The organism is Pseudoalteromonas translucida KMM 520 (assembly GCF_001465295.1).
Lineage (GTDB): Bacteria > Pseudomonadota > Gammaproteobacteria > Enterobacterales > Alteromonadaceae > Pseudoalteromonas > Pseudoalteromonas translucida.
Window position 1 is genome coordinate 2,688,200 of sequence record NZ_CP011034.1, and the last position, 24,685, is coordinate 2,712,884.

At 40.8% G+C, this 24,685-nt stretch carries 21 protein-coding genes; 6 read left to right on the forward strand and 15 right to left on the reverse strand.

Features of this window, described 5'->3' with window-relative positions; all coding sequences use genetic code 11:
• Nucleotides 1-19: 19 nt before the first annotated feature.
• The 8 genes from ribBA to thrA form a co-directional block, all read right to left on the reverse strand.
• Nucleotides 20-1,132, reverse strand: coding sequence for a bifunctional 3,4-dihydroxy-2-butanone-4-phosphate synthase/GTP cyclohydrolase II (gene ribBA, locus PTRA_RS12390; protein ID WP_058373999.1), 1,113 nt, complete (start codon nucleotides 1,130-1,132; stop codon nucleotides 20-22).
• A gap of 28 nt (nucleotides 1,133-1,160) precedes the next feature.
• Nucleotides 1,161-1,814, reverse strand: a complete 654-nt coding sequence (locus PTRA_RS12395; RefSeq protein WP_058374000.1) for a riboflavin synthase — start codon at nucleotides 1,812-1,814, stop codon at nucleotides 1,161-1,163.
• A 4-nt stretch (nucleotides 1,815-1,818) separates the two neighbouring features.
• Complete coding sequence (ribD, locus tag PTRA_RS12400; protein ID WP_058374001.1) at nucleotides 1,819-2,967, reverse strand: bifunctional diaminohydroxyphosphoribosylaminopyrimidine deaminase/5-amino-6-(5-phosphoribosylamino)uracil reductase RibD; 1,149 nt, start codon at nucleotides 2,965-2,967, stop codon at nucleotides 1,819-1,821.
• Nucleotides 2,968-2,969: 2 nt separating this feature from the next.
• Complete coding sequence (nrdR, locus tag PTRA_RS12405; RefSeq protein WP_058374002.1) at nucleotides 2,970-3,419, reverse strand: transcriptional regulator NrdR; 450 nt, start codon at nucleotides 3,417-3,419, stop codon at nucleotides 2,970-2,972.
• A gap of 104 nt (nucleotides 3,420-3,523) precedes the next feature.
• Nucleotides 3,524-4,780, reverse strand: a complete 1,257-nt coding sequence (glyA, locus tag PTRA_RS12410; protein ID WP_011329026.1) for a serine hydroxymethyltransferase — start codon at nucleotides 4,778-4,780, stop codon at nucleotides 3,524-3,526.
• Nucleotides 4,781-5,050: 270 nt separating this feature from the next.
• Entirely contained in the window at nucleotides 5,051-6,334 is a 1,284-nt protein-coding gene (thrC, locus tag PTRA_RS12415) for a threonine synthase (protein ID WP_058374003.1), read from the reverse strand.
• Nucleotides 6,335-6,344: 10 nt separating this feature from the next.
• Nucleotides 6,345-7,280, reverse strand: coding sequence for a homoserine kinase (gene thrB, locus PTRA_RS12420; protein WP_058374004.1), 936 nt, complete (start codon nucleotides 7,278-7,280; stop codon nucleotides 6,345-6,347).
• Nucleotides 7,281-7,289: 9 nt separating this feature from the next.
• Nucleotides 7,290-9,707, reverse strand: coding sequence for a bifunctional aspartate kinase/homoserine dehydrogenase I (gene thrA / locus PTRA_RS12425; RefSeq protein ID WP_058374005.1), 2,418 nt, complete (start codon nucleotides 9,705-9,707; stop codon nucleotides 7,290-7,292).
• Between the two features lie 561 nt (nucleotides 9,708-10,268).
• Between thrA and rdgC the strand changes: the two genes are divergently transcribed.
• A complete protein-coding gene (gene rdgC, locus PTRA_RS12430) occupies nucleotides 10,269-11,180 on the forward strand; it encodes a recombination-associated protein RdgC (RefSeq protein ID WP_058374006.1) in 912 nt (303 codons plus the stop codon).
• A gap of 76 nt (nucleotides 11,181-11,256) precedes the next feature.
• Here rdgC and PTRA_RS12435 read toward each other — a convergent pair whose 3' ends face one another.
• Complete coding sequence (locus PTRA_RS12435) at nucleotides 11,257-12,096, reverse strand: HDOD domain-containing protein (protein WP_058374007.1); 840 nt, start codon at nucleotides 12,094-12,096, stop codon at nucleotides 11,257-11,259.
• A 283-nt stretch (nucleotides 12,097-12,379) separates the two neighbouring features.
• Here PTRA_RS12435 and PTRA_RS12440 point away from each other — a divergent pair, with 283 nt between their 5' ends.
• Nucleotides 12,380-14,074 (forward strand): dipeptidyl-peptidase 3 family protein, encoded by a 1,695-nt coding sequence (locus tag PTRA_RS12440; protein ID WP_058374008.1) that lies wholly within the window; start codon nucleotides 12,380-12,382, stop codon nucleotides 14,072-14,074.
• Nucleotides 14,075-14,229: 155 nt separating this feature from the next.
• On the opposite strand, the gene PTRA_RS12445 is transcribed toward PTRA_RS12440, so the two are convergent.
• Together PTRA_RS12445 and PTRA_RS12450 are read right to left on the reverse strand one after the other, a co-directional pair.
• Nucleotides 14,230-14,763, reverse strand: a complete 534-nt coding sequence (locus PTRA_RS12445; RefSeq protein ID WP_058374009.1) for a protein tyrosine phosphatase family protein — start codon at nucleotides 14,761-14,763, stop codon at nucleotides 14,230-14,232.
• 27 nt (nucleotides 14,764-14,790) lie between these two features.
• Nucleotides 14,791-15,189, reverse strand: a complete 399-nt coding sequence (locus PTRA_RS12450) for an HIT domain-containing protein (protein ID WP_058374010.1) — start codon at nucleotides 15,187-15,189, stop codon at nucleotides 14,791-14,793.
• A 111-nt stretch (nucleotides 15,190-15,300) separates the two neighbouring features.
• Here PTRA_RS12450 and PTRA_RS12455 point away from each other — a divergent pair, with 111 nt between their 5' ends.
• Both PTRA_RS12455 and PTRA_RS12460 read left to right on the forward strand, forming a co-directional pair.
• Nucleotides 15,301-17,526, forward strand: a complete 2,226-nt coding sequence (locus PTRA_RS12455) for a S9 family peptidase (protein WP_058374011.1) — start codon at nucleotides 15,301-15,303, stop codon at nucleotides 17,524-17,526.
• Nucleotides 17,527-17,662: 136 nt separating this feature from the next.
• Entirely contained in the window at nucleotides 17,663-19,300 is a 1,638-nt protein-coding gene (locus PTRA_RS12460; RefSeq protein ID WP_058374012.1) for a methyl-accepting chemotaxis protein, read from the forward strand.
• Nucleotides 19,301-19,353: 53 nt separating this feature from the next.
• On the opposite strand, the gene PTRA_RS12465 is transcribed toward PTRA_RS12460, so the two are convergent.
• From PTRA_RS12465 to PTRA_RS19145, 3 genes are all read right to left on the reverse strand, one after another.
• On the reverse strand, nucleotides 19,354-20,889 hold the full coding sequence (locus tag PTRA_RS12465; protein ID WP_058374600.1) for a M17 family metallopeptidase: 1,536 nt from the start codon (nucleotides 20,887-20,889) through the stop codon (nucleotides 19,354-19,356).
• Nucleotides 20,890-21,011: 122 nt separating this feature from the next.
• Nucleotides 21,012-22,067 carry a DNA polymerase IV gene (gene dinB, locus PTRA_RS12470; RefSeq protein ID WP_058374013.1) on the reverse strand — a complete coding sequence of 352 codons (1,056 nt, stop codon included), beginning with the start codon at nucleotides 22,065-22,067 and terminating at the stop codon, nucleotides 21,012-21,014.
• Nucleotides 22,068-22,140: 73 nt separating this feature from the next.
• Nucleotides 22,141-22,317 carry a hypothetical protein gene (locus PTRA_RS19145; RefSeq protein ID WP_167653576.1) on the reverse strand — a complete coding sequence of 59 codons (177 nt, stop codon included), beginning with the start codon at nucleotides 22,315-22,317 and terminating at the stop codon, nucleotides 22,141-22,143.
• Between the two features lie 140 nt (nucleotides 22,318-22,457).
• On the opposite strand from PTRA_RS19145, the gene PTRA_RS12475 reads away from it, so the two are divergent.
• Together PTRA_RS12475 and PTRA_RS12480 are read left to right on the forward strand one after the other, a co-directional pair.
• A complete protein-coding gene (locus PTRA_RS12475; protein WP_058374014.1) occupies nucleotides 22,458-22,886 on the forward strand; it encodes an acyl-CoA thioesterase in 429 nt (142 codons plus the stop codon).
• Nucleotides 22,887-22,907: 21 nt separating this feature from the next.
• Nucleotides 22,908-23,960: an aldo/keto reductase gene (locus tag PTRA_RS12480; RefSeq protein WP_058374015.1), complete on the forward strand. Its 1,053-nt coding sequence runs from the start codon at nucleotides 22,908-22,910 to the stop codon at nucleotides 23,958-23,960.
• Nucleotides 23,961-24,052: 92 nt separating this feature from the next.
• On the opposite strand, the gene PTRA_RS12485 is transcribed toward PTRA_RS12480, so the two are convergent.
• On the reverse strand, nucleotides 24,053-24,667 hold the full coding sequence (locus PTRA_RS12485; RefSeq protein ID WP_058374016.1) for a fumarylacetoacetate hydrolase family protein: 615 nt from the start codon (nucleotides 24,665-24,667) through the stop codon (nucleotides 24,053-24,055).
• Between the last annotated feature and the right edge of the window lie 18 nt (nucleotides 24,668-24,685).

Here is a 24,685-nt window from a genome sequence, read left to right on the forward strand (position 1 = left end):
ATAATAGCCTAGCGCCTAATTACTGTGGCTCTATGTAGTCAACAACTTCTAAATGAAACCCAGAAAGTGCATGGTACTTTTTAGGGCGACTCATTAAACGCATTTGTTTAATGCCTAAATCGGCTAAAATTTGTGAACCCACGCCTACAGTACGAGACGTACCTGTAAATTTATTCGGTGTTACATCCTCACCCGAATCTTCGGCTGCAAACGCTTTTACTGTTGCCTCAAGTTCTGCGGTGCTTTCTTGTTTGCCTAAAATAACTAATACACCATTATGCTTCGCTATATAAGCCATTGCGTCAGACACGCCCCAACTACGCTCAGAATTTCTATCTGAGAGTAAAATATCGTTAAAGGTGCTTTGTAAATGTACTCGCACTACGGTTGGCGCTTGTTGTTTTATTTCGCCTTTTACTAATGCGTAATGTAGTTGTCCGTCAATGGTGTCTTTATAAGTTACTAAATCAAACTCACCGTGCTCGGTAGGTAACTTACACTTTGCAACTTGCTCTATCGTGGTTTCGTTTAAGTTACGGTATTCAATTAAATCAGCTATGGTGCCAATTTTAATATCGTGCTGTTTAGAAAATACCTCTAAGTCAGGACGGCGCGCCATAGTGCCATCTGCATTGAGTATTTCTACAATAACCGATGAAGGCTCAAGCCCTGCTAAACGGGCTAAGTCGCAGCCAGCTTCAGTGTGCCCTGCACGCGTTAAAACACCACCAGGTTGTGCCATTATAGGAAAAATATGCCCAGGTTGTACTATGTCGCTAGGCACTGCGCCTTTAGCTATCGCTGCCTGCACTGTACGTGATCTATCTGCTGCCGAAATACCTGTGGTAACGCCTTTTGAAGCTTCTATCGACATAGTAAAATTAGTTGAAAACGCAGCACCGTTATTTTTTACCATAAGCGGTAAATCAAGTTGCTCGCATCGCTGTTGCGTCATGGTTAAACAAATTAAACCACGGCCATGCGTAGCCATAAAGTTAATAGCTTCTGCGCTAATATGCTCGGCGGCAATAATTAAATCGCCTTCATTTTCCCTGTCTTCATCGTCCATTAAAATAACCATTTTACCGGCTTTAATGTCTGCGATAATTTCTTCTGCGCTGTGTAAGTTCATAATTCACTCTTATTAGTTGTTAGTTGCGTTACTTAATAAAGCCCGCTTTTGCGAGTAAGCTCATTGAAATATCAGCGCCCGTAGGCTGCTCTGCGCCTTTTATAAGCCGCTCTAAATAACGCGCAATTTGGTCGACTTCCAAATTAACTTGGGTGCCCACTTTAAAATTAGCTATCGTTGTTTGCTCGCTGGTATGGGGCACAATCGTTAATTTAAATTTATTACCTTCTACTGCGTTCACTGTTAGGCTAATACCATCAATACATACCGAACCTTTGTATGGTATGTATTTCATTAGGTTTTCATCTGTGGTTAGCCAATATTCTGTAGCACGTGCGTTTGGCGTAATGGCGGTAATTGTAGCAATGCCATCAACATGACCAGACACTAAATGCCCACCTAAACGCGAAACCGGTTGCATGGCTTTTTCAAGATTAACTGTTTGCCCTAATGTGTAATGAGCAAAACCAGTTAAACCTATGGTTTCATTTGATAAGTCGGCACTAAAACCATCGGCATGTTTATCAACAACAGTTAAACACACACCATTAGTGGCAATACTATCACCTAACTTAACATCACTCATATCAAGGTCAGGGCTTTGTACACGAATAGCTAAATCGCCTTGTTTTTTTTGTAATAAAGCAATTTTGCCTGTGGCTTCTATTATCCCAGTAAACATAGCATTACTCTTTTTTATCAAGTGGTTTTAATGAGCTTTTTACTGCGCTAATACGTAAATCATCACCTATACGCGTACACTCATTAAAAGTTAAATTAATCGTATTTTGCATACTGATCAACTCAGGAAAATTAACTAAACTCTTGCCATCACACCCAATTAATTTAGGCGCTAGATAAAAAATAAATTCATCTATTAAATCCAGTTCAACCATTTTACCCGCAAGGGTTGCCCCTGCCTCTAGCCACACGGTGTTAAATTGCAGCTTTGCGAGCTTTTTTAAAACCGCGGTTAAATCAACTTTTGAATTACTAGCAGTTACTACTATATGCTTTACAAAATGCGGCCAATGTTGCGATTTATCAACCTTGGTAGTAAAAATTATTATTTCACTTTCAATAGCAAATAAAGCAAGATTTGGGGTTAAACGATTTTGCGAGTCAATAATAACACGCACCGGTTGGCGAAGCGGTAACTGTGTAGGTAATGCCTGCGGTAATTCATTTTTACGCACATTTAATTTAGCGTCATCTACTAATACTGTGTCGGCACCGGTTAAAATAGCGCAACTTTGTGCACGATATAACTGTACGTCTTGGCGTGCTGCTGCGCCTGTTATCCACTTACTTTGGCCATTATTTAGCGCCGTTTTGCCATCAATACTGGCGGCCATTTTACACGTTACATAGGGCAGGCCATGCTCCATGCGTTTAAAAAAGCCTAAATTAAGCGCCCTAGCCTGTGCTTCAAGTAACCCATGTGCAACCTCAATACCAGCGTCGCTAAGTATTTTCAGCCCCTTACCTGCCACTTGTGGATTGCTATCGACCATAGCAGCAATTACTTTTACTACACCGGCGGCTTTTAAACCTTCTGCGCACGGTGGTGTACGACCATAATGGCTACATGGCTCAAGCGTAACATAAGCTGTTGCGCCTTTTGCTTTACTGCCTGCCATAGCAAGTGCATTTACTTCTGCATGCCCTTGTCCGGCAAGCTGATGAAATCCCTCGCCTACTATTTCATTGTTTTTAACTAATACACAACCTACGTTTGGATTAGGCGTGGTAGTAAACCGGCCTTTTTTAGCCAGCTCTATAGCACGTGCCATATACATTTCGTCATATAGGTTAAAAACGTAGTCGCTTTGCATACTTATTCCCCTAAACGGGCAATTTCTTCGCCAAATTCGCGAATATCTTCGAACGAGCGATACACTGAGGCAAAGCGCACATAAGCTACCTTATCGAGTTTTTTAAGCGCTTCCATAATGCACTCTCCCACTAAATGGCTCGAAACCTCTCGCTCGCCGGTTGCGCGTAATTGCGATTTTATTATATGAACGACTTCTTCTACTTGTTCGGTACTTACAGGGCGTTTTTCCAGTGCGCGGTTTAAACCATTTAATAACTTATCTTCGTTAAAGGGTTCGCGGCTGCCATCTTGTTTTATTACCCGTGGCATAACCAGCTCTGCGCCCTCAAACGTAGTAAAACGCTCATGGCAGTCATTGCATTCACGACGACGACGCACTTGGTGACCACCGCCAACCAGGCGAGAGTCAATAACTTTGGTATCTTTTGCGGTACAAAATGGGCAATGCATAGCTAGGTACTTCCGTTTTAAAAAACAAAAAAGGCCGCTTTAAAGCGGCCTTTATCTTAGCAAAAAACTAAGCGATTGTGATCTAAATTACTGTTTTACTTTTATTAAGCGTAAACAGGTAGTTTTGCACAAATAGCTTTTACTTTTTCTCTTACTTGCGCCTGTACTGATTCATCATTGATGTTATCTAGTACGTCACAGATCCAGCCAGCAAGCTCTTTAGATTCTGCTTCTTTAAAACCACGACGAGTAATTGCAGGTGAACCAATACGTAGGCCAGATGTTACAAACGGTGAACGTGGATCGTTAGGCACTGAGTTTTTGTTAACTGTAATATGAGCGTTACCCAAAGCAGCATCTGCATCTTTACCGGTAATATCTTTATTGATTAAATCAAGTAAGAATAAGTGGTTTTCAGTTTTGTCAGATACAATTTTGTAGCCACGTTCCTGCATAACAGCAACCATAGCCTGTGCATTTTTAACAACTTGTGTTTGGTACACTTTAAACTCTGGCTGTAGAGCTTCTTTAAATGCCACTGCTTTAGCAGCAATAACATGACATAAAGGACCGCCTTGGCCACCAGGGAAAACAGCACTGTTAAGCTTTTTGTAAATTGCTTCGTCGCCACATGCCGAAATAATTAAACCACCACGTGGGCCTGCTAATGTTTTATGTGTAGTTGTAGTAACAACATGTGCGTGAGGAACTGGGCTTGGGTAAATACCCGCCGCAATTAAACCAGCAACGTGCGCCATATCTACAAAAAAGTAAGCGCCAATTTTATCAGCGATTTCACGTAATTTAGCCCAATCAACAATACCTGAGTATGCTGAGAAGCCACCAATGATCATTTTTGGCTTGTGCTCAAGCGCTAGCGCTTCAACCTGTGCGTAATCAATTTCGCCTGTAGTTTCATCTAGGCCATACTGAATTGCATTGTAAAGCTTACCTGAAAAGTTTACGTGTGAACCATGCGTTAAATGGCCGCCATGAGCTAAGCTCATACCAAGTACAGTGTCACCGGCGTTTAATAACGCTAAAAAAACAGCCGCATTTGCTTGCGAACCAGCATGTGGTTGTACGTTTGCGTAGTCAGAACCAAATAGTTCGTTAGCACGGTCAATCGCTAATTGCTCAACAACGTCTACATGCTCACAACCGCCATAGTAACGTTTGCCCGGATAACCTTCTGCGTATTTATTAGTTAACTGTGAACCCTGTGCTTCTAGTACGCGTGGGCTACAGTAGTTTTCAGAAGCGATTAATTCAATGTGATCTTCTTGGCGCGCAGTTTCTTTTGCAATTGCGTCAAATAACTCTGGGTCAAAATCTGAAATATTCATGCTACGTTCTAACATTGGGGTCTCCTGGGGCAAGGTGTATGGTATTTTTTAGAGGCTTTATTGTACGCTTAAAACGACTATTTGCCTACGCTCTTAAGTTGAGGATATTTAAACAGGGATTGAATTTATTTCACAGGCTTTTTAAGATGATATTTTTTAATCATTACATAACAAATTAAAATATATATTAATTACTATATTTGCATAGCTAATGAAAGGATTAACATCCACACTAAAATATACCTATAAAAAAGCGACCAAGGCCGCTTTAATTAAACTTTATTTTTAACTTAATTTTTTAAGCATTTCAGTACGTAAGGCATCATAATCAGCATTTATATCATTAGCTAAGCATGGCTTAGCTAATGCATCTGCAAGTGGCTTTGGCATATCTAGTTCAATGTTTAAAATACCTTCAACACTGTCTTTAAATTTAGCAGGATGAGCCGTGGCTAAAAAGATTCCAGCAGCACCAGAAGCGCGATTTTCAACAAGCCCTTGGTATGCAATAGCGGTATGCGGCTCAGCAACATAACCTGTTTGTTGAATATTTTTCATCACTGTTTGCGTATCTTGCTCGTTTACGCTGGTTGAATAAAAATTATCGTAGCTAAACCAATTGTTGTCGAGCATAGTTTGCACTCGTGGCCAGTTATTTGGCTTGCTTACATCCATAGCATTTGAAAGTGATTCTAGCGTCGCATTTGGCGTCCAGTTTTTATCCAGCATAAAGCGCGGTACTGTATCGTTTTGATTAGTAGTTGCACTTAGTTTGCCAACAGGCAAACCAATAACAGCACCTATCATTGCCGCGCACACATTACCAAAGTTACCACTTGGAACCGAAATGTGCGCAGTAGCACGTTTTGCTTTTGGTAATTGTGCAATTGCCTCAAAGTAATAACAAACTTGCGCTACTAAGCGACTAATATTAATAGAGTTAGCAGAGTTAAGCCCCAGTGTAGATTTAACTTCTTCATCTAAAAACGCATTTTTAACTAACTCTTGGCAATCATCAAAGCTGCCTTCAACCGCGTAACAATGAATGTTGCCACCCAATGTAGTAAAGAGCTTTTGCTGCGCCAGTGAAATTTTACCTTTAGGGTATAAAATTACTACGTCGATATTAGGCTTATTATAAAACGCATGTGCAACCGCCGCGCCAGTATCGCCCGACGTTGCAGTTAAAATAGTCACTTTATCGCCTTGATTAAACTGCGCTAAACACTCTGCCATAAAACGCGCACCAAAATCTTTAAACGCTAAGGTAGGCCCATGAAACAACTCCAAACAATAAGTGTTCTCTGCCACTTCCACCAGCTTAACCGGAAAGTTAAATGCATTTTTAACCATATGTGTAACGGTATCAGCTGGTAATTCATCGCCAATTAAATGCGAGAGTATTTTACTGCTACGGGTTACAAAATCCATATCAAGTAGTGCATCAACATCCGTTAGCGGTGTTAATGACTCGGGAAAAAACACCCCTTGATTACGCCCTAAACCCGTTTTTACTGCCTCAACAAACGACACTTGTTGCGAACACTCTTTTAAATTATGTAATTGCATAACTGCTATCCTATAAAACTGTTAATTGACGTGTGCCGTCGTTATCTAATTTACAAATATGGCAAAAACCTTGCTCGTTTATGTAGTTACTTTCAAGCCACTGCGCGCATTGCTGTGCAGCTTTTAATGTTTTACACACAGTAAATAATGTTGGCCCTGCACCAGAAATACTAACAATTTCGGCGCCTAGCGCTGGCAAACTCGCTTTTGCTTCACTAAAGCCTGTTATAAGTGGCGCACGGTATGGCTCGGCTATATCGTCTTGCATAATACTCAATGCATCATCAAAGCGATGCATTAACAATAAACTACTAAAGGCAGATAAACGCTGCGCAAATTCTACACCTGCGTGCATGCTCAATTCTTTTGGTAAAACTGAGCGTGCTTTTGCTGTATTAAGTGAAAAACCAGGAAACGCAGCAACGTAATACCAGTTTTCATCAACTGGCAAAGCAATTGATTTATTAGGAATTAAATCGCCAGTTAGCTGCAGGCCACCTAAATAACATGGCGTGATGTTATCGTAATGACGACCACCACTAACAACTGCTTCAAAGTCGGCCATTAATTCAATAAGTTCAACTTGGCTAAGCTTGGTACCGGCAAATTTATCAAGGGCAGCAAAGGTTGCTACCACCGAACACGCACTTGATCCTAGCCCTGAACCTATGGGCAAATTCTTTTTCAGTTCCAACTTTACACTTGGCATATTAGGCGCTACATGCGCTCTAAAATGCACTAAACATTGATACGCTAAGTTTTCACTGGCATCACTTGGTAGCTTATGCGCGTATTCGCCAGAGCAAATAAACTCATCGCTCGATGCGGCACTAACAACGGCTACATCGCCTAATAAACTGCCGTCAATAGGTGCAAGAGCTGCGCCTAATGCGTCAAAGCCAACGGCAAAATTACCAATAGATGCGGGAGCATATACTTCAATCATTGTTTGCTCCTAGCGCGATAACGTTTTTAAAATATCAGCAAATACACCAGCGGCCGTTACTGCTGAACCTGCGCCATAGCCTCGTATAACAAATGGGCGTGGCTGATAATACTGACTTAAAATTGCTAATGCGTTTTCGCCATCACGAATATCGTAAAGTGCATGTTTTGCATCAACGGCTTCTATACCTACTTTACAGTGGCCTTGCTTAATTGTGCCTACGTAACGCAGTACTTTACCCTCTGCTGCAGCACTTGCTATACGGTCGTTAAAACCTGCGTTTAGGCTAGGAAGCTTTTCCATAAACGTATTTACATCATCGCCTTGTGCAAAATCGTGCGGTAACACCGACTCTACTTCAATGTCGCTTAGCTCTAGTGGCATGCCAGACTCGCGGGCAATAATTAATAGTTTTCGTGCTACGTCTGTCCCCGATAAGTCATCACGCGGATCAGGTTCTGTAAAGCCACTTTCTTTGGCTTTAATTGTTGCCTCAGACAGTGACAAGCCATCTTGCAGCGCACCAAACATGTACGATAGCGAGCCTGATAAAATACCGCTAAATTCTAGTAACTCATCCCCTGCACCAAATAACGACTTTAAGTTATCGAGTACCGGCAAACCGGCTCCTACGTTGGTTTCGTACAAAAACTTACGGCCATTTTTTTGCGTTGCTGTAATTAAGTCTTGATAGTAAGCATACGAGCTTGTATTGGCCTTTTTATTTGCGGCTACAACATGGAAACCGGCATTTAAAAAGTCTACGTATTGCGCCGATAACGCATCTGACGAAGTACAATCAACTAATACAGGATTTATTAAATGGTTTTGCTGTACAAATTGTTCAACTAGTTTTAAATCAAAAGCCTGTTCTGATGCGCCAAGCTTTTGCTGCCAATCATCAAAGGCAATACCTTCACTGTCTAAGTGTAGCTGGCGAGAGTTGGCAACCCCATAAAGCTTGAGTTTAATATTGCGTTTTTCAAGCCATGCTTGTTGACGCTCTAGTTGCTCAATAAGCTCTTGCCCTACTAAACCACACCCTAATAAAAACACGTCAATTGATGGAATATGGGTAAAGAAATTCTCATGACAAACCTTTACCGCGCCATTACAACGCTCACCATCGATCACGGCCGAAATAGAACTTTCGGTAGAGTCTTGGGCTATAGCTACAATATTTACTTGTGCTTGAGCAAGTGATGCAAAAAACTTAGCCGCTAAACCTTTGTGCGCACGCATATTATCGCCCACTAAAGTAACAATAGCTAAGTTACGTTTTACTTGTATTGGTTCAATTAAACCAGCTTGAGACTCTAATTTAAATGCGGTTTGCAACGCTTCAAGTGCCAGCGCTAAATCGACCTCATGAACACAAAAACTAATACTGAACTCACACGATGACTGGGTAATTAAAACAATCGACACATTATCAAGCGCAAGGGCATTAAATACTTTAGATGCCATCCCCACTTTACCTTTCATGCCGGGGCCCGACACGGTAAGCATTGCTAAATCTTGTAAACTTGACAGTGCTTTTACTGGCTCAGATGAAACGCTTTCGTTACTAATAAGTGAGCCTTGTGCATTGGGGTTACGAGTGTTTTTAATTTCGCACGGTACACCGGCTTTAGCGCAGGGTAAAATTGTTTTAGGGTGTAGTACTTTTGCACCAAAGTAAGAAAGCTCCATCGCTTCTTTATAAGATAAAAAATCAACTTTAGTGGCGGTTTTTATATAACGCGGATCGGCACTGTAAACACCATCTACATCGGTCCAAATTTGGCAAACATCGGCTTCTAAGCAAGCTGCAGCAATTGCCGCAGAATAATCTGAGCCATTTCGGCCCAAAGTGGTCAGTTCGCCTTGCTCATTACTGGCAGTAAAACCGGGCATAATATAAATAGTTGCTGGTTGTTCTTTTAATACGGCTTGAAAGCGTACTTTACTAGCAACTAAGTCTGCCTCTGCATCTATATAACCACCGGTTGATACTATGCAATTGGTCGCTTCAAGGTACTGCGCGTTTAAATCACCGAGTAAGCATTGCATTAACGACACACTAACGCGCTCACCAAAGCTAATAATAAAAGCACGTACTTGCTCTGGGCAGCATTTAATCAGTGATACGCCATCTAGTTTGTTTTTGAGTTCGGTAAAATTTGGCCAGTTTTCAATTTCACCATAGCCTTGCTCTACTGCTTTTTTTAACTCGTCACATCGATTTACCAGTGCTTGCCACAAGTGACTAAAGTCTTCACCCTGCTCAGCCGCTGAGGCTAACGCAACTAATGAATCGGTCATCCCACCGGGGGCTGAAAGCACTAATAACATTTCATCTTTTAATTGTGCTTTTGCCAGCACGGCAACCATCTCTAAGCAAGCAAAGTCGGCAAGCGATGATCCGCCAAATTTTAAAACGCGCATTTTTTATGTTTCCTCATTCCATAAAACGAAAAAAGGCCTGGGTTCTAAGTGAACACAGGCCTTTAAATTTGTTGCACCGACCTATGCCACTATCCAGTTAGGATGATGGTTGTAATAATAATGGTCGCTGCAAGACTAAATGTTTTCATAGCTTAAGACTGCCTTAACACTGGCTATACTGTCAACCCTCATTAAGAAGATAAAACAGTCTTTTTTTTCATCTTAACTTCTAGTAAATGCCAAATTTATGCAAAATCTTATTCAAAGCAACTTTAATTCTTTTTTTAAATTTAGGCTAATTACGCCTAACGCCACTAACAGCACGCACATGCCACCAACGCATTAAGTGTGAATATACTATTAATAAATTTCAACATAGGTAAAGCTCTTTGAAATATATTAAATGTCGAAAGACGTTATATTTTACGCCTTGTATTTAAGCATTAAATGTATCTTAAATACTCACCCTGTTTTAAAAGCATCCATCACTAAATCAGCCATTTCGAGATGCTGATTTTATTGCTATGATTGTGCAAATTTTTTAAATGGATCTGTATTCCTATGTGGTTTAGTAACCTTATATGTTATCGCTTTAAACAAGATGTTTCGTATACACAAGAAGATTTTGATAAAGCATTAGAGCAAGACTTATTTCGTCCTTGTACGGGCCAAGAGCTGGCTACATTTGGCTGGACCAAAGCGTTTGGGAAGCACGGCGAAACCTTGTCGCATTTTTCACAAAAAAGTATTTTAGTTTGCGCTAAGCGCGAAGAAAAAGTATTACCTGCATCGGTTATAAATGAGCTAGTTGCAGAAAAAGTCGATTTAATTGAAGCCGAAGAAAATCGCCCGGTTAAAAAGAAAGAAAAAGATGAGTTAAAAGAAAACATTTTACATACACTGCTACCACAAGCATTTAAAAAATCGAGCTTACAGTTTGCATTTATTGACCAAGAAAACGGCTGGGTTGTGGTTAATAGCGGCAGCTTTAACAAAGCCGAAGAGTTACTCGCACTTCTGCGTAAATCATTAGGTACGCTGCCTGTAGTACCTGCATTTGCCAATTACGACCTAGATGTGTTTTTAACCGACTGGTTAACTAACTTCAGTACGCCTGAAGGCTTTGCAATTGGCTCAGATGCAGAGTTAGAGGAAGCAGATGACAGTGGCGCGCAAGTTAAGCTTAAAGGCCACGACCTATCGTGCGACGAAGTTAAGTCGCATCTTGAAACCGGCAAACGTGTTACTAAGCTTGCACTTGATTGGCAAGAACGCGTTAAGTTTATGCTGCAAAACGACGGCTCTATTAAGCGTTTAAGCTACAGCGATACCTTAAAAGAAGAAAATGCTGATATTCCAAAAGAAGACATGACAGTAAAACTCGATGCTGACTTTATTTTAGCCTCAGAAGAAATTAAACAACTACTTGAAGAGCTAACTCAAGGTTTGGGCGATATAGACGACTTAGCTTAAGCTTTTTACCCTTGCTAAGTTAAGCCAAAAAAAGCACGATTTAATCGTGCTTTTTACACCTACTACTTAATTACTATTAGCAAAACATCTCTTTTATATCGTCAACTAAAGCATGATACTCATCGCTGGTGAAAAGTTGCATAGAAGGAATAATTCCTTTGTTAATATAAACCTGCAGCGCGGCCGACTTATCTGACACTTGTAACGTGCCCTCTAAAATTGCACCAATCCTAATAAAATCAATATAACTTATTTGCTCAGGGCGATGACTAACATCAGCCCAGTTTTGCGCCACATCAATAAATTCATCAGGAAACTCCCACGCTTTCATTATAGAGCCACCAATTTTACCACTGAGCTTTTGAATTGCATGGGCTAAAAAGCTAGGGTTAGCAAATACCTCAGGATGGCGTTCGGCTTCGGTTAAAATAGGCAATACACCAATATTATAAATTAATGATGCCAAGGTAATCGAATCTCTATTTAAAGAGTTTTGCTTATTATTTTTTAAGTAAAACTCCATTAATGCAATTGAGTGACTCGCTACTATTAACGTTTTTTGCCACGCTTTACCCATGTAACCTTTAATTAGCTCGTTGTTAGATACAAACAGTTGCTCCATTGCCATAGCCGTAGCAATATTTTTAATTTGTCGTAAACCTATGCGAGTAACTGCTTGATGTAAGTTAGATACCTTAACTGAGCGTCCCATAATTGCACTGTTAGCTACTTTAATCATCCGGGCTGTTAGTGCTGGATCATGTGCAATCACATCGGCCATTTGCATCAAGTTTACGTCATTATTATCAGCGGCTTGGCGCACTTTAATTGCCACTTCAGGTAAAGTAGGCAGTACTAAAGTGTCGTTATTTATTCTATCGATCAAAATTGTTAACAATGCGTTTTCAGTAGACATAACATCCCTATGATTAGTTATTTATAAGCTAAAACAAGCCTTATATTGTTGTTATTATATGCTTTAGTATTACTTAACTTATAGTTAAAGCTAACAAAACTACATAAATTTATTTTTTATTTACTACTTAGCATCAGTTAATTACACCTCTAACGCCTAAAACTTGCTATTTACCACGGTGTTTTGCTTTAATGCAGTCACTATAAGGCAGTATTTTTAAGATAGTAAGCGCCTTAGCGAACTGCGTACAAATAATAAATCTTACTTTTAAATAGGCAAAATAATGAACTTAAATAAAATTAGCCAAGCAATTATGCTCTCCGGCATCGTTTTTCTTAGTGCTTGTTCAGAGCAAGCCCCTTCTTCTAGTAATAAAACGGCTGTTAAAGCAGAGCAAGTAAAGCCTGTAGGTCCAACACTTATAAATACCGATAAACAACGTTTAGACATTTACACTGACTTTAGCTTACAAACTGATTTATCACATTTAAGCGATAACCAAAAAGCCATGGTGGCAAAGCTTATAGATGCTTCCATAATTATGGATGATTTATTTTGGCAGCAAGCATTTGGTGAAAATAAAGAGTTATTTTTAGCAAAACTAGCTGATGACAAAGTGCGTAAATTTGCCGACATAAACTACGGTCCATGGGATCGTTTAAACGGCGATAAAGTGTTTTTATCTAGCTATAAAGAAAAAGCAACAGGTGCACAGTTTTACCCTGCAGATATAACCAAAGAAGAGTTAAATAAAGCAGAACTTGCAGATAAAAATGGGCTTTACTCTATTATTAAACGTGATGAGCAAGGTAACCTTTACAGCGTGCCATACTCTAAAGAGTACGCAACCGAGCTATTAGAGGCTGCTAACTTGCTACGTGAGGCAAGTAAACTAGCAGACGACAAAGAGTTTGCTAACTACTTAAACCTTCGTGCAGACGCGCTACTAAATGATGACTTTCAAGCGTCTGATTTTGCGTGGATGGATATGAAAAATAACCCAGTAGATGTGGTTATCGGTCCAATTGAAACTTATGAAGACCAATTATTTGGTTACCGTGCTGCTTATGAGTCTTATGTATTAATTAAAGATTTAGCATGGAGCGAGCGCCTGGCTAAATTTGCTGCCTTTTTACCTGAGCTACAAAAAGGCTTACCGGTAGATGATAAATACAAACAAGAAGTTCCGGGATCAGACGCCGACCTAAATGCCTACGACGTTGTTTACTATGCAGGTCACTCAAATGCGGGCAGTAAAACCATTGCTATAAACTTACCAAACGACGAGCAAGTACAGCTTGAAAAAGGCACGCGCCGTTTACAGCTTAAAAATGCTATGCGCGCTAAGTTTGACAAAATTTTAGTACCAATTGCAGAGCAACTTATTGTACCTGAGCAACGTAAGCATATTACCTTTGATGCATTCTTTGCTAATACCATGTTCCATGAAGTAGCTCATGGCTTAGGCATTAAAAATACCCTTACTGGTAAGGGAACTGTGCGCCAATCATTACAAGAACACGCCAGTGCACTTGAGGAAGGTAAAGCCGATATTTTAGGCTTGTACATGATTGAGCAACTACTTAAAAAAGGCGAAATTACTGAAGGTACACTAGAGGATTACTACACCACCTTTATGGCTGGTATATTCCGCTCAGTACGTTTTGGTGCATCAAGTGCTCACGGTAAAGCAAATATGATCCGCTTTAACTTTTTTGCTGAAGAAGGTGCTTTTTCTAAAAATGAAGCCGGTTTATACCGTGTAAACATGGAAAAAATGAGCCATGCTATGGCTAAATTATCACGCTTAATTTTAACAATTCAAGGTGACGGCGATTATCAAAAAGTAGATCAGCTTATTACTACGCACGGCAATATTAAAGCAGAGCTAGCAGAAGATTTAGAAAAACTAAGCCAAGCTAATATTCCGGTTGATGTTACCTTTAAACAAGGCAAAGAAGTGTTGGGCCTTAAATAGTTTAAAGCCTGTTTACTACCTAAAATAGCCTAGTAAATAAAAACTAAAAAAGCGTTACAGCTCAAAACTGTAACGCTTTTTTATTGAGCTAGAAGTGCTCGGTGTCGTTATTTAACCTAAACGCTAATTATTTAGTAATGTTTGTTTAGTAATAATTACTTAGCAGTAATAACGCTGCGCACTACAGGCTCTAAACTACTCATTCCCCAATGCTTTCCCTTTGCTAGTGCCGATTCAATATCAAGCCCTTCTGCATGAGCAGAAATAGCCATTAAAGCACCTACTCTATTACTACTAGCACAATGTAACAGCACAGGCTCGCCGTTTAGTTCAGCCATTATTTTAGCCAGCTTTTGTGCGTTTTCAACACTAATATCTTGCGCACCAGCAATTGGCAATGCGTGATACTGCATCCCTAACGAAGCCACCAGCTGGGCTTCATCCCAGTCTTGCTCGTTTTCGCCACGTAAATTAATTACGTGCTTCACTCCAGCATTAGCGAGTTGTTTAAGCTGCTCGCTTGTTGGCTGGGCTGCAGACAAAGTTTGATTTTCGTGAATAACTAAATTACGCACATCGCTAGTTTTAACTGCAGTAACATTAATAGACCGCTCTTTTGCAAACACTGCGCCTGTAGTTAATAACGCAGTGATAAATAATGCATTGGCAAACAACTTAATATGTCTCATCTTGGCTCTCTCTATAAGGTTTTATAATTAAAAGTGGGCTTTTAGTTTTGCTATTTTCTCGTCTTCATATGGCACTGCTGGGTGTTTACCCCATACTGGCGCAGGCCAAGCGGCATCGCTAGTAAAGCGCGCAATATGATGAATATGTAATTGCGGCACCATATTACCAAGCGCCGCCACGTTTAATTTATCGGGATTAAATACCCGCATTAATAAATGACTCAATTTTGCCGACTCGCGCAAATAAGTAACTTGCTCATCCTCGCTTAAGTCAATTATCTCTTTTAAACCGGCTTTTTTTGGCACTAAAATAAACCAGGGGTATTGGCTATCGTTCAATAGTAATACTTTACACAACGGCCAATCGGCAAGCTCTATACAATCGCGCTTAAGCTCTGGGGCTAGTTCAAATGTGGGGTGAGTCATCATAGTGTCCTACTTTGTCTTTAATAATTACCACTTTATAGCATTTAGTTGCAGTTGCACACGCTTGGCTTTACCATTCTAAGCAATATTTATTAAAGCGAAGGCAACCCTGTGCTAAAAAAAATAAAATACCTTTCACTGGCCATCCCTCTGCTAGCAAGTGCTGTTAGCGTACAAGCAAAACCACTCTCGCTAGAGCGTATTTTTGACGACCCGAGTTTATCGGGTAAATCTCCAGTGCAATTAAAGTTTTCGCCCGACGGCAATCGCGTTACTTATTTACAAGGCAAAAGTGACGACTATAACCGCTACGACTTATGGGAATATAACTTAAAAGATAACACCAACCGTATGCTGGTCGATTCAGCTAAGTTATTCTCAGGCCCAGAGAACCTCTCTGACGAAGAAAAAGCACGCCGCGAGCGCCAGCGTATTTTTGGCCAAGGTATTCTTGAATACAAGTGGTCTAAAGATGGTAAAGCATTATTATTCCCACTTAACGGCGATCTGTATTATTACGAACTAGCAGCAAATAAAAGTAAAAAGCTCACCAATACTGAGGCTTTTGAAACCGATGCTCGCTTTTCGCCCAAAGGTAATTTTGTATCTTTTATTCGCGAGCAAAACCTGTACGCTTTAGCGCTCGATTCTGGTAAAGAAATACAATTAAGTAGCGATGGCGGCGGCATTATTAAAAATGGCATGGCCGAATTTGTTGCACAAGAAGAAATGAGCCGTATGACCGGCTATTGGTGGGCCGATGACGAGTCTAAAATTGCCTTTACTCGCGTTGACGAAAGCCCAGTAAAAGAAGCACTACGCAACGAAATTTACGCCGACGAAGTAAAACTATTCAATCAACGTTATCCGTTTACTGGCACTAACAACGTTAAAATACAACTTGGCGTAGTTACCTTAAACAATCAACAAGTAGATTGGGTTGATTTAGGCAAAGATGAAGACATTTACCTTGCCCGTGCAAAATGGTTAAAAGATAGCAATACGCTCTCGTATCAATGGCAAAACCGCTCACAGCAAACATTAGAGCTGCGCTTTTATAACAGCAAAACTAAAAGCCAAAAAGTAGCGCTCACCGAAAGTAGCGATACCTGGATAAACTTACACTTTGACCTTGAGTTTTTAAAAGACAAAAAGCATTTTGTGTGGGCGTCTGAGCGTGATGGTTTTAAACATTTATACCTTTATCGCACCAATGGCCAATTAGTACGTCAAATTACTAACGGCGATTGGACGGTCGAGAGCTTAAAAGGCATTGATGAGAAAAAAGGCCTCGTTTACTTTTCAGGCAGAAAAGACACCCCACTCGAAAGCCACTTATACAGTGCCTCGTTATTTAAAAAAGGCGATATTAAACGCATTACCGAGCAAGGCCAATATCACGACGTCGTACTTGCCAAAGACAACAAAACCTTTATTGATAATAGCTCGGCGGTTAATCAGCCAAACGCTGCAGCTCTGCGTAAAATAAATGGCGAGTTTATTACTTGGCTTGAAGAAAACAAGCTAGATAACACGCACCCGCTTACGCCTTACTTAAGTGATTTAGCGACGCCTGAATACGGCACACTTAAAGCCGAAGACGGCCAGGCAATGCATTATAGGTTATTTAAACCAAGCAATATAAGTGATGGTAAAAAGCACCCTGTTATTGTAAACGTGTACGGTGGCCCACATGCACAGCGAGTAACTAATAGCTGGCGTAGTAAAAACCTATATTTTCAATATATGGCGCAACAAGGCTATGTGATTTTTCAACTTGATAACCGCGGCTCATACAACCGTGGTAAAAAGTTTGAAGATGCTATTTATAAAAACTTAGGTGAAGTAGAAGTTGCTGATCAAATTAAAGGCGTGGAATTTTTACGTACGCTTGATTATGTAGACCCACAACGTATTGGTATTTACGGCCACAGTTATGGCGGTTACATGGCATTAATGACCATGTTTAAAGCTGGCGATTACTTTAACGCCGGTGTTTCTGGCGCGCCAGTAACCGACTGGGCACTTTACGACACCCATTATACTGAGCGTTATTTAGGCCACCCAGCCACTAATGCTAAAGGCTATGAAAACAGTGCGGTATTTCCGTACATTGATGGCTTAAAAGGACCATTAATGATTTACCACGGCATGGCCGACGACAATGTGTTGTTTACTCATGCCACTAAATTATTTAAACAATTACAAGATACCAATAAACCGTTTGAAATGATGACCTACCCAGGCTCTAAACACAGCCTACGAGGTAAAACAGTGCAAACGCATCTGCACCAAACCATTACTAACTTCTTTAATCGTCATTTTAATGTTAAATAACAACTAAATGTTGAATAAATAGACTAAAGGCTGATTATAAATCAGCCTTTTTTTTGCCTTAATAAGTGCTAAGTTTAGTTATATAAATAAACTTAATAAAAGTACAGCAGTGCTGTACCCATTAAGGAATAAACATATGCTCAATCTTCGTCGTTTTACTATTTTTCAGCGTTTTGCACTGTTAGTTGGTATCGTTGTATTGGGACTGGTTATATTAAGTATTTCGAGCTTAAGTAATCAGTATCAAGCGCTTAAAAATGAGCAATATCTTAAAACTCAAAACCTAGTAGAAACCGCCTATAGCGTTATTGAACACTTTTATAATCTTGAGCAAAGTAATGCCCTCACCCAACAACAAGCGCAGTCGCAAGCTTTAGCTACAATTAGTGCTCTTAGGTACGATAACACCAACTATTTTTGGATAAATGACTACCACCCAAAGATGATAATGCATCCATTTAAACCAGACTTAAATGGTACAGACTTAACTAATAACAAAGACCCCGATGGCACAGCATTATTTGTAGAAATGGTAAAAGTGACCCAACAAGCAGGCGAAGGGTTTGTACCTTATAAATGGCCTAAACCAGGTAAAGACAAACCAGTTGATAAAATAGCGTTTGTGAAGGGCTTTAACCAATGGCAATGGGTTATAGGTTCGGGCGTGTACCTCGACAGTATTGATGGTGCATTTGCTGAGCAACGTAATTTAATAATTATAAATGCCGTGGTAATGATTATTGCACTGATTTTATTAAGCTACTTTATTGGTAAAAGTATTATTACCCCAACACGCTTAGCTGCCGACATGATGAAAAATATTTCCCAAGGCGAAGGCGATTTAACCCGCAGCTTAGATGAAGCCGGAAATGACGAAATATCTGAGCTAGCGCATTCATTTAACGCGTTTATATTGAAAATGCGCGAATCATTAACGCATGTATCGCAAAGCGCACACGATGTTAATCAACATGCGCATACCGTTGACGAAGCAAGTAAAACAAGCCAATCTTTTATTGAGTTACAAAACGACAGTAGCACACAGGTAGCTGCAGCAATGGAGCAAATGACCCACCAAATTCATGATGTGAGTCGCAATGCTGAAGCCGCTGAGCAAGCTGCAAACGATGCAGCGAGTAATGCATCATCAGGTAAAAATGTCGTTGCCAATACTATAACGGCAATTGAAACACTCTCCAGTAATATAGAAACTGTGAGCCGAGTTACTACCGATTTAGCCAGCGAAAGTAATAATATAGGATCGGTACTTGAAGTAATTAGAAGTATTTCTGAGCAAACTAATTTACTTGCCCTTAATGCTGCGATTGAGGCTGCCCGTGCGGGTGAACACGGCCGTGGGTTTGCCGTTGTGGCAGACGAGGTGCGTACTTTAGCAAGTCGTACTGGTAAAAGTACCGACGAAATTCAAACTATGATCACTAAGCTGCAAAACGGTGCAAAAGCAGCGGTAGAGGCAGTGAAGTCGAGCCAAGCTCTTTCAGCATCAACGGTTGAGCAGGCATCATCAGCAAACACATCACTAAATGAAATTGAACGCTTAGTTAGTGTGATCACCGAAATGAACAGTCAAATAGCGCGTGCTACTGAGCAGCAAACTTTAGCTGCAGATGAAGTGAATTTGCGTATTAACGGCCTAGCTAATTCAACTAAAGAGTCACTCGATAACACCAAGCAATTAACCGGTGCCAGCGAGCAGTTAAAGCAAAGTAGCTCACAACTTTCAAGTGTAGTAACTCGTTTTAAATTAGATTAAAGATTAAAAAGCCCTGTATTTACAGGGCATTGCTAATTAGTACTTTATGGTAATTACAAACAGTAACTAGCAAATAAACTACTTACTGAAGCTGCGGTTGGCTTACCATGCTGCCAGTCGCCGCCCTCTACTGCGCTACCCGCTATGTCCATATGCACATAAGGTAGTGGCTGAGCTGAATCGTTACCATGCTTGTCTAAGCCACCAACAATTGCTAAAAACGCCATAGGGAACTGATGTCCTCGTGCCGTAACAGCCGACGCCGCATTATTACTAGAAAGTACATCGTCTGCTAAAGTACGCGGCTTGATAAAGTCATAATCTTCACGACGAGCGCGCGATACTTCTGCGCCATCAGCCCATAAGTCGCCGTTATCAGCAAGCTTTCGCGAAATATTAGCACTACGTGCTGGGCCATTTTCAACATAAGCGCCATAAGGGCCCATAGCACGGGCTGCATGGCCGGTTAAAGTGGCCACAGTAAATAGCGTTGGGTTAATTTGGTTTTTAGCTAAATCTTTCATTTCACTTAATAGGTCGCCCATTGCTAAGCGCCCTTCTGCGTCTGTATTACCTATGCGTACTCGCACACCTTCGCGGCTAGTAATAATTTCATCTGGTACAAAACAATCAGAGCCAATTGAGTTACGCACTACCGCTAAGTAAGCAATTACTTTAACGCCCTTAGGTTGGTAGTCGGCTACAGCTTTCATAAAGCCAGCCACAGAAGCTGCACCGCCCTTATCGCGGCTCATGCCCGCCATATGGCCGCCCACTTTTAAATCAGCGCCGCCGGTATCGTATACCAAGCCTTTACCTACAAACATGAGTGTACGAGTTACCTCGCCCTCTGGTACATATTCTAATTTAACTACACGTGGGTGATGATGCTCAACCGCGTATGATGCGCGAGCTACTGTACTAAGCATAGGGTAGTTTTTATCTATAACTGCAAGGTCATCAATAACATCAACTGCAACATTGCTGCCTTTAAATAAATCAACACAGTAATCTGCAAAACGTGGCGGCGCCATGCGCTCAGGCTCAGTACCACATAAATCACGTGCTGCGTATTGCCCAGCAGCAAGTGCGTTAACTGCTTTAATTGTTTGCTCTGTGGCATCAATCAAACCAATTTGCGTAATTGGCTCAATAGCCTCGCCATGGTATTCGCGCGCTTCTAATGGCTGCCACAATGCTTGGCAAGTTCCTAAGTAAGCAACTTCTAGTGCATACTGATAACGGCTGTCGGCATTTATATTAGGTAAGTAAATAGCAGGGTTAACACTGCCCGAGGCTTTAGCTTCATTTATTGCTAATTTTGCAGCATCAAAATAACGGCGTACATCGTCGTAATCTCTATTTAATGGCCCAGTAGGCGCCAGTACTACACGTTTATTGTTAATAACTAATAAAGTTACTTGCTTACCGATACGTGAATCTACTTTTGCTTGCGCTGCAATAGCATCGCGTAATGGGTTATTAGTTAATTGAAAAAAGTCATCACTAATTATAATAAGTGCGTCATGCGCGTTGCATTCAAGGCTAGCGCTCACTGGCTGAGCCACTACTGCTTTAGGGTATGCCATAAATAAAGGTCCTGTTAAAAACATAAGCCTCTATTATCGTTGATTTGAATATTGAAGACCAGCAAGCTGCGATAAGCTCCCAGCTTAAGTTAACATGCGCTGGCAACTTGTCACTACAGGGTTTACATATCAAGTATGCTCAGCTGCAAATTGTGTTGCGGCTGATTTTTTATTCCTACCCCAATACCTAATAAACGCACTGGTTGCTGTAAGCCGCGTTGATACGCTTTAGCTAATAGTTCGCTAAAAATATCGCTATTTAATTGCTGATGCGCCTGATCGACTGAGGTCACTACAAAATTGGCAAATTTTACTTTAACACTGAGTTTATTTACCTGATTTTGCAGCTGCTGCTTGTTTAGTCGAGTGGTTAGCTCCTCAAGCAGTGAAGGAAGTTGCTCTAGGCATTCTTGTAAACTATTTTTATTGTACTCATACGTATGCTCAACGCTTAGTGATTTACGTACACGCTCAGTAGACACCCGGCCTATGTGTTCACCAGCGCACTTTTGATATAACGACACGCCAAAATTACCTACATGTTGCTGCATCCAATTTACGCCTTTTTCGCGTACATCTTGGCCTGTATACAAACCTTTTAAGTTAAGCTTTTCGAGCGTGACCTTACCTACACCCGGAATTTTACCCAGCGGTAACTGTGCTAAAAAGGCATCAACCTGATCGGGCAATACGACAAACTGACCATTGGGTTTATTTTCGTCACTGGCTATTTTGGCAATAAATTTAATTGGCGCAATACCGGCCGAGGCAGTAAGCCCTGTGGCATTATAAATATCAGCACGAATTTGCTGCGCAATAAGCGTGGCGCTGCCTTTACACTGCTCACTGTGGGTTACATCTAAATAGGCTTCGTCAAGAGAGAGAGGTTCAATTAAATCTGTATAGCGACTAAACACGGCACGTATTTGCGTCGATACGTCTTTATAAACAGCCATACGCCCAGGCACTATAACTAAGTCGGGGCATAATTGTTTGGCATGATAGTTAGACATAGCCGAGCGCACGCCATACTCCCGAGCAATATAATTTGCAGTAGAGAGCACGCCACGGCGACTATTGCCACCAATTGCAAGTGGTACATTGGCAAGTTTAGGGTTGTCGCGCATTTCGACCGCCGCATAAAAGCAGTCCATATCTATATGAATAAACTTTTTCATTACCACTATAACAACTGTTTATTTATACAGCCATTATTATAGAATCAACTGTAATTAGCAAGCTTGCCCCCTATTAAAAACAGCGTTTATTATTTTTACGCTTTTTAAAAGAATACAGCCAAAACCCTGTTTCCAACGTAAAACCCACAACAGTTAAAGCAATGACACCCGATGCATTACCCATCGCGTAACAAATAAATGCGGCTATAAAAACTAAACAGACTAAAAGCCAATTAACGACACTTTTCATACATATCTCCCTACCTGTGTTATATAACAATAAACCTTTTATTTAATTAAACCAAACATAAAATACCCTAGGTTAATTACCTTGAGGTAATAACCCCATATTGATAATCTAAACACTTTAAAATTAAAGGGCGTAAATGTATGCAAACGTTTAAAGATCAACATCCTATTCATACTGACATTACAGTGGCATGGGGAGATATGGATGCCCTGCAACACGTAAATAATGTTGTTTATTTACGCTATTTTGAAATAGCTCGCATCGATTTTTTAAATAAAATAAACCTTTTTGAAACCATTAGCAGCAAAGGCATTGGCCCTGTGATCAGCGAAAACACTATTCGCTATAAACGCCCAGTAACTTTTCCCGATACCCTCACTGTAGGTGTCACCATCAGCGATATTAAATCAGATCGCTTTATGATGAACTACAACGTGTTTAGCCACGCGCAAAATGCCATAACCACAACAGGCACTTCGCAAGTCGTAATGTTTGACTTTCAAACTGGTAAAAAGTCGCCAATCACTGAGCCGCTTTTATCTGCTATACAGCAATATACCCAAAACTAAGCCAGTAAATAAGGAGCTTATATGCAATACAACCCACTAGGTAGCAGTGGTGTAAACGTCTCTAGGGTCTGCTTAGGTAGTATGACGTGGGGGTTACAAAACACGCAAAGCGATGCAGATCAGCAAATAGCTTATGCGCTTGAGCAAGGTGTTAACTTTATTGATACCGCCGAAATGTACGCTGTGCCGCCATCTCCCGACACCTACGGCAAAACAGAGCAAATTATTGGCAACTGGTTAGCGCGTAATCAAAATAAACGTAGCGACATAGTACTTGCCACTAAAATTGCCGGAAACGGTTTACAGTGGATACGTGAAGGGAGCAATATTACCCGCCAAACAGTTATTGCTGCAGTTGATGACTCGCTTAAACGTTTGCAAACCGATTACATTGATTTATACCAACTACATTGGCCCAACCGCGCCACGCCACACTTTGCCAAACAATGGCCAGGAATGCTTAAATTTACCGAGGTAGATGCGCAGCAACAAACTGCCGATATGCTCGATATATTAGAAGGTTTAAACGACTGCGTAAAAGCCGGAAAAATAAAACACTGTGGCCTTTCAGACGATACACCTTGGGGTGTTAACCAGTTTTTAAACTTAGCTAAAGAGCATAATTTACCGCCCATGGTGTCGATTCAAAACGAATTTAGCCTAGTGCACGCCAAAGATTGGCCTTACTTAATAGAACAATGTGTACACGAAGATATTGCTTATTTACCTTGGTCACCATTGGCGGCGGGTTCATTAACCGGTAAATATTTAAACGGCGCACGCCCTGAGGGAACGCGTTGGACCTTTATGCAACGTAACGGTATTTTCCGCGATACGCCAAACGCACAACAAGCAATAAAGCAATACGTAGAACTTGCTCACGCCCATAACTTAACTCCTGCAGAACTTGCCCTAGCTTGGTGTAATAAGGTAGATGGCGTAACTTCTACTATTATTGGTGCTACGTCTATGGCGCAATTAAAAGAAGATATTGGTGCGTTTAACCTTACTTTAAGCGATGAAATTCTCGGCGCTATTAATAGTATTTTTAGACAATACCCTATGCCTTATTAAGCTAATGCGCACTAGCTAAAAAGACCAAGTTAAAAGTAAAAACCGCAAGCTAAGTGCACCTACTGCATAGGTGCACTTTTAACTTTGCATTATTACTCGGCCTGCCATTTATGCGCCAATATACGTTGCCCATTGGCGTATAGCGTTACACTAAATATACTGCCTGCCGTTACTTCCCCAACCCCTGCAGGTGTGCCGGTCATTATCACGTCGCCATCTTCAAAGTACATAAAGTCACTAATTTCAGCTAAAATTTGCGCTGGTTTATGTAGCATAAAATCGCTATTGCCTTGTTGTATTAGTTGCTCGTTTATTTTGAGCTCAAAGCTAAAATGTTGCATTTCCTCGTTAAGCTCAACAAACGGCGTTAATAGCACAGAGCCATCAAACGCTTTTGCTCGCTCCCACGGCAAACCTTTGTTTTTTAACTTAGCCTGCACTTCGCGCTTGGTTAAATCAAGCCCCAAGCCAACGCCAACTAAACGTCTATTTTTTACCACAAAGCAAAGCTCGGTTTCGTAATGTAAAACATCCTTATTATGCGTTGCTAGCAACTTAGTACCAATTGCACTATTAGGCTTATTAAATAACACCATTTGCTCTGGCAGTTCATTATTTAACTCTGCAATGTGGGCGGTGTAATTACGCCCTACACACACTACTTTTGAGGGTAATTCTTGCTCACAACCCAATGTTACTGACTGCATAAATCAACTCTATATTGT